Here is a 14,922-nt window from a genome sequence, read left to right as displayed (position 1 = left end):
CGAGGTGCCGAGATGTCGAGGTGTCGACGGTCTCGTCGGGTCGATGCCCGGGTGCGTGGCGTCGTACGCGAGCGCATGGGGGTGCACGGGGAGCACGGCATGGGGAGCGCGGGGGCGGGCACGCCTCCAGTACCTCTTTCGGACCCAGATAGTTTGCGAGTAAAACACTTGCTAACCTTTTGGGTATGAGCAGTACGCCGCCGTCCCCGCATCCCGAATCCCGCCCCGTCCGCGCCCGCAGGCTCCCGCTCGCCGGTGTGCTGCGTCCGGGCAGGCCGTCCGACATCTGGTTCAAGCCCGCGAGCAGCGTGGTCGTCGCCACCGCGCTGCCGAACCTGACGCTGCTCGCCCTCGGGCGGCTCGACCTCGTGATGTACACGATGGCCGGAACGTTCTGCGCCCTGTACGCCCACAACTTTCCCTACGCGGCCCGCGCCCGGATGCTTGCCGGAGTGGTCGCGGGCATGACCGCGAGCATCGCCGTCGCCCTGGTCACCGCCTCGCTCACGAGCTCCGCCGTGGTCCTCGTCGCCGTCGGCGCGCTGCTCGCCGCGGCGCAGAAGACGCTCTGCGACGCCACACGCGTCGGGCCGCCCGGACACTTGATCTTCACCTTCATCAGCTCGGCGAGCCTTTTCGCGCCGCAGTCCCTGGGACAGGTCCCCGGCCACCTCGCGCTCACCCTCGCGGGCGGCGCCGTGGCCTGGCTGGTCGGCATGGCGCCCGCCCTGGTGCGGCCGCACGGACCCGAGCGCCGGGCCACCGCACGCGCCCTGAACGCCGCCGCCGCGTATGCCGACGCGCACGCCGCCGCCGGGCGCGACGACGCCGCGGGGCCCGGCGCCGAGCGGGCCCGCGCCGCCGCGGCCGGAGCCGTGCACGCCGCCTGGCAGTCGCTGCTCGCCACCGGCGCACGGACCACGCAGGCCCGGCACGCCCTGGCCCGGCTCGTCGTCCGCGCGGAGGAAGCCCTCGCCGTGCCCGAAGCCGCGGACCCCGGCACGCTGCGCACCTGGGCGGCCGGGCTGCGCGGCACGGGCGCCGTCCCGCGCCCCCGCGGCACACACCCCGGCGAGGAGGCAGAGCTCCTCGGTGTCGACGCCGAACTCGCCGGGCCGAAGGTGCCGCTGCGGCGGCGGCTCGCCCCCGGCTCCCCGCTGCTGCCCGTGGCGCTGCGCACCGCCGTCGGCTGCGCCCTCGCCGGATACGGCTCGCTCGCGCTCGGCATCGGCCGCCCCTACTGGGCCCTGGTCACGGCCGCCTCCCTGTACCAGGCCAACGTCACCCTCACCTGGAACCGGGGCGTGCAGCGCGTGGTCGGCAACCTCATCGGAGTGCTCGCCTTCGCCGCCATCGCGCCGTTCGCGCACCTCGGTCACGCCGAGCTCATCGTGTGCTGCCTGGCCCTCGCCTTCGGCGCGGAGGCCCTGATCACCCGCAACTACTGGCTGGGCAGCGTGTGCGTGACGCCGATGGCGCTGCTCGTCACCGAGTTCGGGCGGTTCCAGCAGCCCGGCGGGCTCATCCTGGACCGCGTCGTGGACACCCTGGTGGGCGCCGTGCTCGGCGTCGCGGCAGCGGTCCTCGTCACCAACCGGCGCGCCACCGACCACATGGAGAACGCCATCGCGGCCGCCGACCGGGCCAGGGAGGCCGCCGAGGCGGGCCTCGCAGGGGCGGGCGCGGTCGAGCCCGCCCGGCGCCGCCTCGCCGCGGCCCTCGTCGAACTGCGGGCCGCCGCGGACGCCGCCGCGGGCGAATGGTGGCAGCGCGCCCTGCCCGAACAGCGCGTGCTCGCCGCCGAACGCGCCGGACACCGTACGCTCGCGGCGACGGTCCGCAGGCTGCACGGCCACGGCGGAGAGAACGGTCAGGGGACGCGGCCCCGCGCGGGAGCCGCCGACGCCTGGGAGGGCGCACGAGCATGACGACGCAGAACGGTCCGGTGGCCGGTCCCGGTGGGGACACCGTGGCCGCGGTGGTGCGGCAGTGGCAGGCGGTGCGGCCCGACATCGACACCGGACCCATGGAGGTGATCGGCCGCATCAACCGCTGCGCCGCCCTCCTCCAGCAGGCCGAGGACGCGCCGCTGCGGCGGGCGGGCCTGACCCGCGCCGAGTTCGACCTGCTCGGCGCGTTGCGCCGCACCGGGCACGAGCTGACCCCCGGGGAGCTGGCCCGCGAGACCTTCTCCTCCGGTGCCGCCGTCACCAAGCGGCTCAAGCTGCTGCAGGAGCGGGAGCTGGTCGAGCGGCGCGCCGACGCGCGGGACCGTAGGGTCGCGCACGTCGGACTGACCGAGGCCGGGCGTGACCTCGTCGACGCGATCCTGCCGGAGCAGCTCGCATACGAGACGGTCGTCCTCTCCGTGCTTGACGGTGCGGGGCAGGGGCAACTCAGCGGACTCCTGGGGGAGTTGCTCGCGCAGCTGGAGGGGCGGCTCGGGGTGCGGAAGGGCTGAGGGGGGCGGGGGCCGGGGGCGCGAAGTGGCGCGGGGCGCAAGCGGTGCGGGCGGCGTCGCGCATTTTGACACGGCCTTGACAAATGAACGCGGGGTCGCCACCATGCAAAGCGCTCGCACTTCTGCGTAATTCCTTGTGTTGAATGTGCAATTCACGCACGTCTTGACCCATTCCTCGCAGCCAGCGCGGCCGGCGCGCGCCCTGCCTGACACGCCCCGAGCGTCAGGAGGATGCCCCCATGTCCCCACGCCTGTTCCCACCGCGCCCTCGCACAGGGCTCAAGCTGCTCACCGCCGTCGCCCTCGCAGTGGCGGCCGCGCTGTGCGCCCCGGTCGCGTCCACCCACGCGACGCCCGCGCCCGCGCACTCCGCGGCTGACGCCGTGGGGTCGCGGAACGTCCACCTCTTCTACTACCCGTGGTACGGAAGCCCTGCCGCCAGCGGCAGTTGGCGGCACTGGCCCCAGGGCGGCCACACCCCGCCCGACGACATCGGCGCCGACTTCTACCCGGCGCTCGGCCCCTACGACTCCGGGGACATGGCCGGAGTCGTCGCCCAGCACATGAAGTGGGTGAAGCGCTCCGGTGCCGGAGTGCTCGTCTACAGCTGGTGGGGCCGGGGCGGTTACGAGGACCGGCTCGCCGCGGGGGTGCTGGACGCGGCCGCGGCGGAGGGCATCGAGGTCGCCTGGCACCTGGAGCCGTACGCGGGGCGCACCGCCGCGTCCACCGTGGCGGACATCCGCTACATCAACGAGGCCTACGGCGGCCATCCGGCCTTCCACCGCTCCGCGGAGCACGGCGACAGACCCGCGTTCTACGTCTTCGAGAGCCTGCGCACCACCGACTGGGCCGCGCTCGACGAGGTGACGGACAGCAACATCGTCCTCGCCCAGACGACCGACACCACCAAGATCGCGCACTTCTCCGGGATGTACACCTACGACGGGATCGCGGGAGCCACCGCCCCCGGCTGGAAGCAGGCCGGTGACCATGCCCGCGCACACGGCCTGATCTGGGCCCCGTCGGTCGCCCCCGGCTACGTGGACGACCGCGCGGTCCCCGGGAACACCACGCCCACCCTCGGCCGCGCGGACGGAGCCGCGTACGACAAACAGTGGAACAACGCCCTGGACCCTGCCGTCGGCGGCTCGCCCGCCTGGGTGTCGGTGACGTCCTTCAACGAGTGGCACGAGGGCAGTTCGATCGAGCCCGCCGACTCCTCACCCCCGGCCGGGCACGGCTACCAGACCTTCGAAGGGGCGTACGGGAAGACGGGCGAGGCGGCGCAGACCGCCTATCTCGACCGGACTGCCTTCTGGGCGGACCGCTTCGAGTCGACGAGGGAGCGCGGTGAGACGTCCCTCAGGCCGCCGCCACCCGCTCGGTGATCTCCTCCTGCGTCAGATAGGCGTCGGTCATTTCGAAGTCCTTGAGCGTGGCGGGCCGTTGGCTCTGGAAGCTGGTGCGTACGTAGTCGTCGCCCGCGACCGCGTTGAGTCCCCAGTTCGCGGCCGTCCGGAAGCGGGCCGTCAGCGTGCGCAGGGCGCCCAGGTGGTAGCCGCGCGCCACGATCTGGGCGGGCAGCCCGGTCAGCTGCACGCCCATCGGCTTCGACACCGCCTGAATGCCGCCGAGGTCGACGACCAGACCCATGTCCTTGTGCTTGTAGTCGGCGAGCGGGAAGCCGCGCAGGGCGGAGACGACGTTCCGCGCGGCGGCCCAGCCCTGCCGCATGGCGTGCTGCGCGGTCGGCGGGCAGATCGCGTCGCCGCCCTTGGCGAGGTCGGGGACGGCCGCCGCGTCGCCGAGCGCGAAGACGCCGTCGAGCCCGGGGACCGTCAGATCGGGGCGGACGACGAGCCGTCCCCGGTTGGTCTCGGCGTCCAGCGTCGCGATGAGCGGACTGGGCGCCACCCCCGCGGTCCAGATCAGCGTCCGGCACGGCAGGACCCGGTCGTCGGTGAGCGTGACGGTGTCCTCGGTCGCCTTGGCCACGGACACCCCGAGCGAGACGTTCACGCCCCGGCGCTGGAGGATCTCCATCGCCTTCTCGCCGAGCCGGTCGCCCAGCTCCGGCATCAGCTTCGGGGCCACGTCCACCACGTGCCACTTGATCTGCGACACGTCGAGCCCCGGATAGCGTTCGACCGCGGCGCACGTCAGTCGCTGGAGGTACGCGGCCGTCTCCACGCCCGCGTACCCGCCGCCGACCACCACGAACTGCAGCCGCTGCTCGCGCTCCTCCCAGCTGGAGCTCGCCGCGGCCAGGTCCAGCTGGGAGATCACGTGGTCGCGGATCCACGCGGCCTCGGCGAGCGTCTTGACGCCGACCGCGTACCGGTCGACGCCGGGGATGTCGAACTGCCGCGTGACGCTGCCGGGCGTCAGGACCAGGTAGTCGTAGCGCTCCACGACCTCCTCGCCGTTGATCTTCCGTACGACCACGGCCTTGGCCTTGGGGTCGATGCCGACGGCGCCGCCCGGCACGATCGCGGTGCGGCGCAGCATCCGGCGCAGCGGCACGGCCACCGACTGTGGGGTGAGCACTCCTGAGGCGACGTGCGGCAGCAGCGGCAGATACAGCTGGTGGGCCGTCGGACTGATCAGCCGCAGCTCCGCCTCGTGGGGCGAGAGCTTCTTCTCCAGCTTGTGAGCGCACTCCAGGCCGGCGAAACCGCCGCCGACGATGAGGATCCGGGGAGCTGCCATGTGATGTCTCTCCTGAGCGGTTGGAGATCGACTTCAGGGCCTAGGAAGATCTTCTGCGGACCGTACCCGTGGCCTTGTACCCCTGCATCCTGGATGGATTGCTGGTGTGACGTGCTTCACACATCTGTACTCGATCTGCGCAACTTGCGTAAATCGTTGGCGCCGGATCCGGGGAGAGCGGGATGCTCCCTGGTGTCTGCCCAGAGGGGGAGTTGCGATGACCGTCGACGGTTCCGGTGCGTCCCGATCCCGGCCCGAGGTCCGCACGGCGGCCGGGTCGGTGCGCGGCAGCAGGGAGGCGGGCGTCGCGGTCTTCCGGGGCATCCCGTTCGCCGCGCCCCCGGTCGGCGCGCTGCGCTTCGCGGCGCCGCGTGCGGTGCGCGGCTGGAGCGGGGTGCGCGAGGCCGTCGCCTATGGGCCACCGCCCCCGCAGGGTGGTCACTTCGGCATGGACGCGCTGGCCCAGGAGGCGGTGGGCGACGACTGGCTGACCGTCAACGTCTGGTCGCCCGATCCCGGCCCCGGCGCGGCGCTGCCGGTGATGGTGTGGATCCAGGGCGGCGCCTTCACCATCGGGATGTCCGGCCTTCCCGAGTACGACGGCGGGCGTCTGGCGCGGGACGGCGGGGTCGTCCTGGTGACGTTCAACTACCGGGTGGGTCTTGAGGGCTTCGGCCAGATCGAGGGGGCGCCCGCCAACCGCGGCCTGCTCGACCAGATCGCCGCCCTGGAGTGGGTGCGCGAGAACATCCGGGCGTTCGGCGGCGACCCGGACCGGGTCACGGTCTTCGGGCAGTCGGCGGGCGGGGGATCGGTCGCCGCGCTCCTCGCGGCGCGGGGCGCGGACGGACTCTTCGGCCGGGCCGTCGCACAGAGCGTGCAGGGCACGGTCTTCGCGCCGGAGCTCGCCGCCGACATCGCCGCCGCGTGCGCGGCCGAACTGGGCCTGCGGCCCACGGTGGCCGACCTCCGCGAAGTGGCGCCGCACCGGCTGTCCGCGGCGGGCGACGCGGTCGGCGCAGGGGCGGCGCGGCGGGCCGGGCGCTGGGGCAGGCCCGCGCTCCGGTCGATCACCTTCGCACCGGTCCTCGACGGCACGACCCTGACGGTCACCCCGTGGCAGGCCCTGGCCGACGGCGCGGCCCGGCACATCGACCTCCTCGTCGGCCACACCCGCCACGAGCAGCGGCTCCTCACCGCGCTCGACGGACTCCTCGGCCAGGTCGGCGAGGAGACCGCGGCGGCCGCCCTGCGCACGTTCGCCCCCGGCCCGGACGGCGCCCGCGCCTACCGCGAAGCCCATCCGAAGGCGGGCCCGGACGAGCTCTACGAACTGGTCCTGTCCGACTGGCTGTTCCGCATGCCGAGCCTCCATCTCGCGGAGGCGCAGGCGGCCGCCGGTGGCCGCGTCCACGCCTACGAGCTGACCTGGCCCGCCCCCGGCATGGAGGGCGCACTCGGCGCCTGCCACGGCCTGGACGTGCCCCTCGTCTTCGGCAACCTCGACCGCGGCCAGCCCGCCGCACTGATCGGCGGGGCACCCGAGGCGGAGGTCCTGTCCGCCCGCATGCGCTCCGCGTGGACGGCGTTCGCCGCCCACGGAGACCCCGGCTGGCCCTCGTACGACCGCGACAAGCGCCTCGTGCAGCTCTTCGACGCCCTGCCGACCGTCGCCGCCTACCCGGAGGAGCCGTCCCGCCTGATTTGGCGGGAGCACGTCTTCGCCGTGCTGCCGCTGCTCCCGGAAGGTCAGATCCCGGGCCGGTAGCGGATCGGGTGGTCGTGCGGGACCTCGACGAGCACGATCCTGACGCCGTCCGGATCCGCGATCCACATCTCGACCAGGCCCCACGGCTCCTTGACCGGCGGCCGCAGCACCTCGACGCCGCGCGCCACCAGCTCCTCGTGGGCCGCCGCGACGTCCGCGACCTGGAGCCAGAGCTGGAGACCGGGCGCGGGCGGGGCGTCGGAGCGGCCGGACACCTCCAGGAACCCGCCGCCGAGGAAGTAGACCGTGCCGCGCTCGGGGCCGGTGCCGAACTCGCGGTGGACGGCGAGGCCCAGCGCCTCCCCGTAGAAGGCGCGGGAGCGCTCCGGGTCGGTGGGGCGCAGAAGCATCCTGCTGCTCAGTACGTGGACCATGCGGCCGCACCCTAGTGCCCGCGGCCGGGGGTTAGGCTCGACGGCGCCCCATACCGCGCCAAGATTCGGAGAGCCAGGTCCATGGACACCGCCCCGCGCCCCACCTCAGGAGAGCTCATCTTCCGCGACGCCGTCGCCGCCGACGTGGATGCCATCGTCGCGCTGATCGAGTCGGCGTACCGCGGCGACGCGAGCCGGGTCGGGTGGACCACCGAGGCCGACCTCCTGGAGGGCCAGCGCACCGACCCGCAGGGCGTCGTCGATGTCATCGAGTCGCCGACGAGCCGACTGGTCGCGGTCGAGCGGGACGGCGCGCTCGTCGCGTGCTGCCAGCTCGAACACCGTGGGGACCACGCCTACTTCGGGATGTTCGCGGTCAGTCCTGCCCTGCAGGGCGCGGGCCTCGGCAAGGTGATCATCGCCGAGGCCGAGCGGGCGGCACGCGAGGCGTGGGGCGTCCGCGAGGTGCACATGACCGTGATCTCCGCCCGTGACGACCTCATCGCCTGGTACGAGCGGCGCGGCTACCGCCGTACGGGAAAGATGACCCCCTTCCCGTACGGCGACGAGCGCTTCGGCATTCCGCAGCGGGACGACCTGCAGTTCGAGCTGCTGGTCAAGGACCTGGACCTCGCCTAGGCCGTGAAGCGGCCCGTCCGCTTGATCTCCGGATAGTCGGTGGTCGCCCCGTCCAGCTGCAGGGCCCGCACCAGGCGCAGGTCGTCCTGGGTGTTCACGACCCAGCCGATGATCCGCAGGTCGGCCTTCTTGGCGCGCTCGACGATCTCCAGCGTCAGGCGCCGGATGTTGAGGACGAGCGTGGTCGCGCCGACGGCGGTGGCGCGCTCCACGACGTCGGTGCCGTAGCGGCTCGCGACGAGCGCGGTGCGCACTCCGGGGACGAGCCGTGCGATCTCGGCGATCGCCTCGTCGTGGAAGGAGATCACCTCCACCCGTGCGACCAGATCGCGGCGGTGCATGACCTCCGCCAGGGCCCGCGCGGCCGCGACGTCCTTGATCTCGGCCTGCAGCGGTGACTTCACCGCGTCCAGGACCTCTTCGAAGACGGGGATGCGCTCGCCGCGGCCCGCGTCGAGTTCCCGCAGCTCGGCGAGGGTCTTCTCGGCGATCGGCCCCCTGCCGTCGGTCGTACGGGCCACGTCGGCGTCGTGCATGACGACGAGGGCGCCGTCCTTGCTCAGATGCAGATCCAGCTCGATGAGGTCGAGGCCCGCCGCTTGCGCGGCGACGAAGGACCGCAGGGTGTTCTCGGGCTCGACACCCATGACCCCGCGATGACCGATGGTGAGGAAGTTCAAGATCCACTCGCTTCCGTCGACGGAGGCTCGGCGACCGCACGGCGGAGGAAGCCGCGCGGCAATGTCGCAGCCTAATGGCCCGCCTCGGTGAAGGAACCGTGTGGACGCGGGTGAGTGGACTCGTCCTCTCTGGTTCCCGCGATCCCGAGGAGGAGCCCGGTGATGAGGGCGGCGACAAGGACGGCACGGGTGCTCACGGGTGCGCTGCTCCGTACGGCGGGGACGGTTGACTCCGTCCGTCCTACCGGCAGGAGCGCCGCCGGTGCGAGTCGCTTCACCCGGGCGTGGGCGAGTCCTCCACGGGTTGACCCGGCGGCTCCGCGGACGGCTCCACGGGCTCCGCTCCGGTGGTCACGGAGGTGTTGCGCGGCGCGTGCGGAGCCTCGAAACCCCCGCCCGCTTCCAGCACGGCGAGATCGTCGAGCATCGCCTCCGCCAGCCCCACCTCCGACTCCAGACGCCGCTCGCTCCACCGCAGCGCGACCTGGGGGTGGGACCACGCCTGCGCCCCGTCCACCCGCGCGAGCGCATCCCTGACCTCCTTCAGCTCCCCCCTGGTCTGCTCGATGTGCCCGGCGACCAGCTCCCGCAGGCGGCCCGGGGCCGTGAGGTGGCCGAGCCAGATCCGCAGCAGCAAGGGGTGCTTGAGGACGGGCGGGCCCACGTCCCGCCCCGCGTCCGCCCACCCGGCGAGCGCGGCGCGGCCCTCGTCGGTGATGGCGTAGGCGCGCTTCGTGCGGGGCTCCTCGGGCCCCGAGCGGCGCGACGTGGCGTACCCGAGCGCTTCGAGGCGGCGCAGCTCGGCGTAGATCTGGCTGATGGCGGGCGACCAGTAGAAGAAGCGGAGGGAGGCGTCCGCCCACTTCTTGAGTTCGTAGCCGGTCCGCTCCCCGGGAAAGGAGAGCAGCCCGAGCACGGCCCACGCGGTCGGCGGCAGCACGCCACCACCGTCAGCGGATTCGAGGGATCCCTGCTGCTGCGAGGTGTTTCTACGGGCCGCCATAGGGCGCATTGAAGTGAACGGGATGGTACGGGCGCAAGGGTGGGCGGCCAGACCGCCGCGCACCGGGGCCCAAGGCATCACCCGGCAGGCAGCGGGCCACTCGCACCGCCCCCGAACGGCCGCCGCCACCGGCCCGGACGGCGGTTCGCCGCCAGCGTGAGGGTGCGGGCCCGCTGGGCGATCTCGTCCAGTGGCGCGGCGGGGCTGTAGACCGTCAGCGCGGAGTGCAGCTTGTCGAGGAGCAGGGTGTCCGGTGCCGGGGCGGTCTCGCCGTCGTACGCGAGTCTCGCCACGTCCTCCAGGCCGCTGAGCCTGAGCTGCTCGACGCGCTCAGTGCGGAACACCCTGGAGCGCCGCAGCGCACCGCCCAGAGAGGAGAGGGCGACGCGGGTCCGGGCCAGCGGTGCCTCCGCGTCGACCGTGCGGATGTCGAGGAGGCCGTCGTCCATGCGGGGCCGGTGCGTGGGCGAGAGGCCGTCCGGCGCGTACTGGCCGTTGCCCGCGAACAGCAGCCACAGGGCACGGTCGTGGCCGTCGAGCCGGATCCGCAGCGGAGTGGCGGTCCGCAGTACCTCGATGAACGACACCGCCGCCGCGGGCCACTTGCCGATGCGCCCCTCCAACTTCTCCCGCTGCCGCACGAGTTCCGGATAGAGCCCGATACTGAAGGTGTTGACGAAGCCGGTGACGTCCTTGCCCTCGCCGTCGCGCACCCGCGCCAGGTCGACGCGGACGGCCTCGCCCCGCAGCACGGCGTGCGCGGTGTCCTCGAAGGTGGGTGTGCCCGCGTCCAGGGCGAAGTGGTTGAGGGTGCCGCCGGGGAAGACCGCAAGCGGCAGCCCCGCCTCCGCGGCGCGCCGGGCGGTGGCGTTCACCGTGCCGTCCCCGCCGCAGACGCCGAGCACCCCGGCCGTAGCCGTGGCCCGCGCCACGGCCCTGTCCAGGATCTCGCCGAGGTCGTCGCCAGGGCCGCACGCCAGGACCTCGGCCTTCGGCAGCAGCAGCGCCACGTGCTCCTGCGCGGGCAGCCGCCCCGGAACGCCCTTCCCCGAACCGGAGTTGAGGACCACGACAAGCCCCTCGCCCTCGGGCAGCGCGGGCGCCTTCACCCGGGACCGCCGGTGCTGCGCGGGCGAGGGGCGCGGCGGCCACCAGTAGCAGGTCACCGCGGCGGCCGCCGCGCCCAGCGCACAGCCCGCGAGGACGTCACCCGGGTAGTGCACCCCCACGTACACCCGGGAGAACGCCACGGCCGCGGCCACCGGCGCGAGCAGCGCCCCGTACCGGGGCGTCTCCAGCGCCACCCCCACGGTGAACGCCGCCGCCGACGCGGCGTGCCCGGACGGGAACGAGGACGTCCACGGTTCCTTCGAGAGACGGCGCATCGCGGGGACGGCGTCGAGGACGGGGCGGTGTCGGCGTACCGCGTACTTCGCCACGGTGTTCGTGGCCACCGAGGCCAGCGCGAGGGCGCCGACCCCGCGCCGAGCGGCACGCCGGGCCGCCGGGCCCCCGACGACCGCGAGGGCCCCCGCCACACCGAACCACAGCCGCCCGTGGTTCGCCGCCGAACTCAGCGGCGGCAGCACCTGCTCCGCGCCCGGCAGCCGCGCGGACGCCACCCGTTCGAACCATCGTCGGTCGATGCTCCCGATCCGTCGTTTCATGGCCTCACTTGAGCAGGGCGACGCGGCGCAGGCCCGCAATGCTCGCCCGAACGGGGTACGTGTCGCAGTCTTGGGGGCGGCCCCCGACCTGCGGGTGGCAGCCGACCGGACGGAGAACCGCATGGCGCCGAGCCGCTCCCTCGACGTGCAGGTCAAGCGCGTCTACGACGAGGCGTCGCCCGACGACGGCACCCGCGTCCTGATCGACAGGCTCTGGCCGCGCGGGGTGTCCAAGGACCGGGCCCGGCTCGACGCCTGGGACAAGGAGCTGGCGCCGTCGAACGAGCTGCGCCGCTGGTACGGCCACGACCCCGACCGCTTCGACGAGTTCGCCGAGCGCTACCGCCACGAGCTCGCCGCCCCGGAGAGAGCGGCGGAACTCGACCGGCTGCGCAGCCTCGCCCGCGCAGGCCGGCTGACCCTTCTGACGGCCACGAAGGACCTCCCGCACGGGCACGTACGCGTGCTCGTCGACGCGCTGGACCCGGGCGGGCGGGACAGGGGGGAGAAGGGGTAAGCATGGGGGCAGGGGGACACCAGAGGCACGCCAGAGGGCACGCCGACGGCGTACCCGTGGCAGATCAGAGGCACGACAGGAACTCCAGGAGGTACGCACCGTGCTCGTCGACCTTTCCGGCAGGACCGCGCTCGTCACCGGCTCGACCCAGGGAATCGGCGCGGCGATCGCCGCCGGTCTGGCACGGGCGGGCGCCCGGGTGGCGGTCAACGGACGGTCCCGTGAGTCCGTGGACGCCGCCGTCGACCGGCTCAAGGGCGAGTGCGACGGCGCCGAGTTCCTCGCGGCACCGGGGGACATCTCCACCGACGAGGGCGCGGAGCAGGTCTTCGAGGCCGTTCCGCGGGCGGACGTCCTCGTGAACAACCTCGGTGTCTTCGGCGCCGAGCCCGCCCTCGACATCAGCGACGCCGAGTGGCGCCGCTACTTCGAGGTCAACGTCCTCACCGCGGTGCGGATGATCCGCCACTATCTGCCGGGCATGAAGGACGGTTCCTGGGGCCGGATCCTGAACATCGCCAGCGACTCGGCGCTCGTCACGCCCGCGGAGATGATCCACTACGGCATGTCGAAGACCGCGCTGCTCGCGGTGTCGCGGGGCTTCGCGAAGGAGGCGGCGGGGACCGGCGTCACCGTCAACTCCGTGATCGCCGGGCCGACGCACACCGGCGGCGTGGAGGACTTCGTCTACGAACTGGTCGACCGCGCGCTGCCGTGGGACGAGGCGCAGCGGAAGTTCATGACGGAGCACCGCCCACAGTCGCTGATCCAGCGGCTCATCGAGCCGGAGGAGATCGCGCACATGGTCGTCTATCTCAGCTCCCCGCTGGCGTCCGCGACGACGGGCGGCGCGGTGCGGGTGGACGGCGGATACGTGGACTCGATCGTTCCGTAGTCGGTTTTTCCGCTGGCTCTCGCACGGGCTGTCCTGGTGGCGCGTTTGCCGGAACGGCAACGAACGTCGTCCTGCCGCGGACGCGCGTCGCATGCTCGGGACCGAGTCGCCGCCGCCGGAGCCCCAGGAGGGTCCATGCCCCAGCCCCAGCCCCAGCCCCAATCCCAGCGCCAGCCCCAGACCTCGTCCCCCGGAGACCTCACCCACCGCCTGGTCCCCTCGCCCGCGGGCCGCATCCACCTCGTGGAGCAGGGCACCGGACCCCTCGTCCTGCTGGTGCACGGCTTCCCCGAGTCCTGGTACTCCTGGCGCCACCAACTGCCGGCCCTGGCCGCGGCCGGGTACCGCGCGGTCGCCGTCGACGTGCGCGGCTACGGACGTTCGTCGCGGCCCGCGGACACCGCCGCGTACCGGATGCTCGACCTGGTCGAGGACGGCGTCGCCGTGGTGCGGGAACTCGGCGAGGAGAGCGCGGTCGTCGTGGGGCACGACTGGGGCGCGAACGTCGCCGCGCACTCCGCGCTCGTCAGGCCCGACGTCTTCCGCGCGGTCGGCCTGCTGAGCGTCCCGTACACGCCGCCGGGCGGCCCGCGGCCCGGTGAGGTGTTCGCCGGGATGGGCGGGGACGAGGAGTTCTACGTCTCGTACTTCCAAGAGCCCGGGCGCGCCGAGGCCGAGATCGAACCGGACGTCCGGGGCTGGCTCGCGGGCTTCTACGCCGCGCTCTCCGCCGACACGATGCCAGGACCGGGCGCGCCTGACCCGCACTTCGTGAGCCGTGGCGGGCGGCTGCGTGACCGGTTCCCCGCGGGGCGGCTGCCCGGCTGGCTCGACGAGCGGGATCTCGACGTCTACGCCGCGGAGTTCGAGCGGACAGGACTGACCGGCGCGCTCAACCGCTACCGCAACATGGACCGCGACTGGGAGGACCTCACCCCCCGCTTCGCCGGAGCGCCGATCCGCCAGCCGTCCCTGTTCATCGGCGGCGGCCTGGACGCATCGACCATGTGGCTGTCGGACGCGATCAAGGCGTACCCCGACACCCTGCCGGGCCTGTACGCCTCGCACGTCCTCGACGGCTGCGGCCACTGGGTCCAGCAGGAACGCCCTGCCGAGGTCAACGGACTCCTGACGGAGTGGCTGGGCACCCTGGCCGACTGACGGAGGCTCTCAGGGGAACGTGACCGTCGGGTCCACGGGCGTGAGGACGAGCCAGCGCAGCGCCGTGTCGCCGAAGCGCCCGTACGCCGAGACGTGCACGTCGAACGGGTCGGGCGCCACCAGCGGGAAGTACATGGGGAGCGCCGCGTCGTCCGCGTCGTCGAGAGGTGCCCGGACGTCGGCCGTGCGGTCCCAGAGCGCGGCGACGCCCGGCTCGTGCCGTACCGTCCGCACCACGTCGTCCAGGCGCTCGTTGTCCGGCCAGCGCTGCCAGGCCAGGCGCAGCCGCCCGAGCAGCGGGGCCGCCCACTTCGTGTCCCAGTCACGCAGCTGATACCGGGCCTCGGCGGAGAACGCCCAGGTCATGACGTTCGCGTCCGCGCGGGCCAGCCAGGGGCAGTGCCGCGCCGCCACGGCGTTGACGGCGACCACGTCCCAGGCCTGGTCGCAGATCCAGCTCACCCGGCGCTGCTGGTGCAGCAGGTCGAGCATCGCGTCATCCGGCCGGGCGCCCTCCGTGCGGTGGCGGGGCGGCGGGTGGCCGGTGCCGCGGTGGAGGGCGGTCGACTGACGGGGGGAGAGGTCGAGGATCCGTGCGACACCGGCGATCATCTCGCGGGCGTACTTGCGGTCCTCGCCCCGCTCCAGCGCGCGGTACCAGCGTTCGGAGACCCCGAGCAGCAGGGCCATGTCGAGCTGGGTGAGGTACTTCCGGTGACCGCGGAAGGGGACGGGGCCGGGCAGCAGGGCGGGGTCCCGCGCCATCCGCCAGGCGCGCAGCATCCGTCCCAGGTCCTCACGTCGCGCGTCCACCAACAGTAAAGACCTCGCAAAAATGGTGCTGTCGTACGGAGAGTGCCGCGTGCCCCGCGCGGATCTCGGCCGGTCCGGGGCACGGTGTCAGCCTCGCACACGGCGCCGGTGACCGGAACGCGGGAGTGCCGGTATCCGGGCGTGCCGACCTTGGTGCGGTGCGGGCGGCCATGGTGGGCGTCTCGCCACCCGGCACGGTCGGAACTCCGGGGTTCCGGGTGCGGGACCGTTG

At 73.4% G+C, this 14,922-nt stretch carries 13 protein-coding genes and 1 pseudogene; 8 read left to right on the top strand and 6 right to left on the bottom strand.

All coding sequences use genetic code 11. The annotated features are described in order from the left end of the window. Positions 1-185 precede the first annotated feature (185 nt). The 3 genes and pseudogenes from ABZV77_RS12120 to ABZV77_RS12110 form a co-directional block, all read left to right on the top strand. Positions 186-1,928: an FUSC family protein gene (locus ABZV77_RS12120; RefSeq protein ID WP_356254056.1), complete on the top strand. Its 1,743-nt coding sequence runs from the start codon at positions 186-188 to the stop codon at positions 1,926-1,928. Beyond that, positions 1,925-2,461, top strand: a complete 537-nt coding sequence (locus ABZV77_RS12115) for a MarR family winged helix-turn-helix transcriptional regulator (RefSeq protein ID WP_356254053.1) — start codon at positions 1,925-1,927, stop codon at positions 2,459-2,461. Before ABZV77_RS12120 ends, ABZV77_RS12115 begins: the two co-directional genes overlap by 4 nt. A gap of 386 nt (positions 2,462-2,847) precedes the next feature. Beyond that, positions 2,848-3,852 (top strand): annotated as a pseudogene (locus ABZV77_RS12110) (glycoside hydrolase family 99 protein); the annotation flags it as partial. Here ABZV77_RS12110 and ABZV77_RS12105 read toward each other — a convergent pair. After that, complete coding sequence (locus ABZV77_RS12105; RefSeq protein WP_356254050.1) at positions 3,827-5,173, bottom strand: FAD-dependent oxidoreductase; 1,347 nt, start codon at positions 5,171-5,173, stop codon at positions 3,827-3,829. The pseudogene ABZV77_RS12110 and the gene ABZV77_RS12105 sit on opposite strands and share 26 nt — an antisense overlap. A 217-nt stretch (positions 5,174-5,390) precedes the next feature. On the opposite strand from ABZV77_RS12105, the gene ABZV77_RS12100 reads away from it, so the two are divergent. Then, positions 5,391-6,941, top strand: coding sequence for a carboxylesterase family protein (locus ABZV77_RS12100; protein ID WP_356254047.1), 1,551 nt, complete (start codon positions 5,391-5,393; stop codon positions 6,939-6,941). On the opposite strand, the gene ABZV77_RS12095 is transcribed toward ABZV77_RS12100, so the two are convergent. Next, positions 6,923-7,315 (bottom strand): glyoxalase superfamily protein, encoded by a 393-nt coding sequence (locus ABZV77_RS12095; protein ID WP_356254044.1) that lies wholly within the window; start codon positions 7,313-7,315, stop codon positions 6,923-6,925. The genes ABZV77_RS12100 and ABZV77_RS12095 overlap by 19 nt on opposite strands. 81 nt (positions 7,316-7,396) lie before the next feature. Here ABZV77_RS12095 and ABZV77_RS12090 point away from each other — a divergent pair, with 81 nt between their 5' ends. Then, positions 7,397-7,954, top strand: coding sequence for a GNAT family N-acetyltransferase (locus ABZV77_RS12090; RefSeq protein WP_356254041.1), 558 nt, complete (start codon positions 7,397-7,399; stop codon positions 7,952-7,954). On the opposite strand, the gene ABZV77_RS12085 is transcribed toward ABZV77_RS12090, so the two are convergent. The 3 genes from ABZV77_RS12085 to ABZV77_RS12075 all read right to left on the bottom strand — a co-directional run bounded on the left by ABZV77_RS12085 (position 7,951) and on the right by ABZV77_RS12075 (position 11,304). After that, positions 7,951-8,634 (bottom strand): glycerophosphodiester phosphodiesterase family protein, encoded by a 684-nt coding sequence (locus tag ABZV77_RS12085; RefSeq protein WP_356254038.1) that lies wholly within the window; start codon positions 8,632-8,634, stop codon positions 7,951-7,953. The two genes, ABZV77_RS12090 and ABZV77_RS12085, sit on opposite strands and share 4 nt — an antisense overlap. 274 nt (positions 8,635-8,908) lie before the next feature. Further along, positions 8,909-9,637: a PadR family transcriptional regulator gene (locus ABZV77_RS12080; protein ID WP_356254031.1), complete on the bottom strand. Its 729-nt coding sequence runs from the start codon at positions 9,635-9,637 to the stop codon at positions 8,909-8,911. A 77-nt stretch (positions 9,638-9,714) separates the two neighbouring features. Further along, the gene (locus ABZV77_RS12075) at positions 9,715-11,304 is read right to left on the bottom strand and encodes a phosphatase PAP2 family protein (RefSeq protein ID WP_356254028.1); all 1,590 of its coding nucleotides are present in this window, start codon (positions 11,302-11,304) and stop codon (positions 9,715-9,717) included. 121 nt (positions 11,305-11,425) lie between these two features. On the opposite strand from ABZV77_RS12075, the gene ABZV77_RS12070 reads away from it, so the two are divergent. The 3 genes from ABZV77_RS12070 (at position 11,426) to ABZV77_RS12060 (ending at position 13,877) form a co-directional block, all read left to right on the top strand. Next, positions 11,426-11,821, top strand: coding sequence for a DUF488 family protein (locus ABZV77_RS12070; protein WP_356254315.1), 396 nt, complete (start codon positions 11,426-11,428; stop codon positions 11,819-11,821). A 100-nt stretch (positions 11,822-11,921) separates the two neighbouring features. Beyond that, positions 11,922-12,716: an SDR family oxidoreductase gene (locus ABZV77_RS12065; RefSeq protein ID WP_356254025.1), complete on the top strand. Its 795-nt coding sequence runs from the start codon at positions 11,922-11,924 to the stop codon at positions 12,714-12,716. Between the two features lie 135 nt (positions 12,717-12,851). Continuing rightward, positions 12,852-13,877: an alpha/beta hydrolase gene (locus tag ABZV77_RS12060; RefSeq protein WP_356254022.1), complete on the top strand. Its 1,026-nt coding sequence runs from the start codon at positions 12,852-12,854 to the stop codon at positions 13,875-13,877. Positions 13,878-13,886: 9 nt separating this feature from the next. On the opposite strand, the gene ABZV77_RS12055 is transcribed toward ABZV77_RS12060, so the two are convergent. Then, the gene (locus tag ABZV77_RS12055) at positions 13,887-14,690 is read right to left on the bottom strand and encodes a helix-turn-helix domain-containing protein (protein ID WP_356254019.1); all 804 of its coding nucleotides are present in this window, start codon (positions 14,688-14,690) and stop codon (positions 13,887-13,889) included. Between the last annotated feature and the right edge of the window lie 232 nt (positions 14,691-14,922).

Source organism: Streptomyces sp. NPDC004732 (assembly GCF_040609235.1).
In the GTDB taxonomy this organism is placed as follows: Bacteria; Actinomycetota; Actinomycetes; order Streptomycetales; family Streptomycetaceae; genus Streptomyces.
This window is presented reverse-complemented; position numbering and strand designations above follow the sequence as displayed.